Here is a 1429-nt window from a genome sequence, read left to right on the forward strand (position 1 = left end):
CCCCATAAAGTTGGACAGTTAAATTAGATGAGCAAGGCCTGATTTCGGTATTGCACCGGGCTCAGGCCTTTTAGCTTTGTTCTAATGCGTTCGTGATTGTAATAGTGGATATATTGACGGATGCCCGTCTGCAGTTGCTCAATGCTCTCGAAGTGGTTCAGGTAGAAGAACTCAGACTTTAGCGTGCCGAAGAAGCTTTCCATCGCAGCATTGTCCAGGCAGTTTCCTTTCCTGGACATGCTTTGCACAACCGCATGCTCATGTAGCAGTTTTCGATACATGGTCTGTTGATACTGCCAGCCCTGGTCGGAGTGCAGTAGCGGTTTTTCCGACAGCTTGAGCCGCGAGAAGGCTTTTTGGAGCATGCTGCTCACCAGGCGGAACACAGGACGCCGTTCCGTGTGCCAGGCGATGATTTCACCGTTATATAAGTCCATGACCGGCGAGAGGTACAGCTTTTGGCCGTTGACATGGAACTCTGTCACATCAGTCACCCATTTTTGGTTAGGCCGCTCGGCTTGGAACTGGCGTTCAAGTAAATTAGGCGCAATTCGACCCACCGCCCCTCGATAGGATCGATATTTCTTGGGCCGCACCAGCGACTGTAAACCGAGCTGCTGCATCAAACGCTGAACCGACTTGTGATTGATCATTTCCCCCGCTTGACGTAACGCGGCTGTTATACGCCGATAACCGTAGCGGCCTTGATGGCGCTCATAGAGCATACGAATCTTCGATTTGATGGCAGCGTACTTGTCCTGTGTACTCATCGCTTTGACATGGTAGTAGAACGTGCTGCGAGACAGCCCCGCCGCTCGTAGCAGTAACCCCAGCGGATAATCTGGCCTTAACCCTTGGAGCACTTGCGCTTTTTCACCAGCGCTGCGTTCCGTTCCGCCTCGGATAAGGCCTTCAGTTTTTTTAGGTAGGCGTTCTCCGCACGCAAGTACGCCAGCTCTTCAAGTAGCGCTTTTTGCATGCGCGTTTCATCGGACGCTTCAGACTTGGATGGGGGAGTTGGGGGCTTCATGGGTCTACCTTTACGACGGGGCGTTAACGCTACTAATCCGCCCTTATCATACTCGCGGCGCCATTTCCCTATAGAACCTGTGCTGCGAATGTCATAGAGCGCGGCAGCATGCCGATCGGATAAGCCCTCGCGCGCGATGTGTTGGAGAACCTTCAGCTTAAATTCCGCGTTGTAAAAGCGGTGCTTTTTCTCTAATCCGGATAGGCCGTGTAGATGATAGCTCGCAACCCAACGGCGTAGCTGGGAGTGTTCTATCCCATAGGCTGAGACCAGCTCTCGATAACCATTGCTTCCCGACAGATACTGCTTGACCAAGTTGATTTTGAACCGTACATCGTATTTCGTCATGAAAAACACCCCAAAGGTTGGATGAGTGTCCAACTTTTGGGGTGCAGTTCA

1 protein-coding gene is annotated in these 1429 nt (G+C 51.9%); it reads right to left on the reverse strand.

The window, feature by feature from the left end; all coding sequences use genetic code 11:
• Positions 1-23: 23 nt before the first annotated feature.
• Positions 24-1378 (reverse strand): IS3 family transposase gene (locus AC2TEM_RS21360; RefSeq protein WP_480856419.1). Its coding sequence is split into 2 segments (ribosomal slippage): positions 24-889 and positions 889-1378, totalling 1356 coding nucleotides; the frame shifts between segments, so codons are not numbered across the junction.
• Between the last annotated feature and the right edge of the window lie 51 nt (positions 1379-1429).

The sequence above is a fragment of the Ruegeria sp. HKCCD3925 genome, assembly GCF_057221175.1.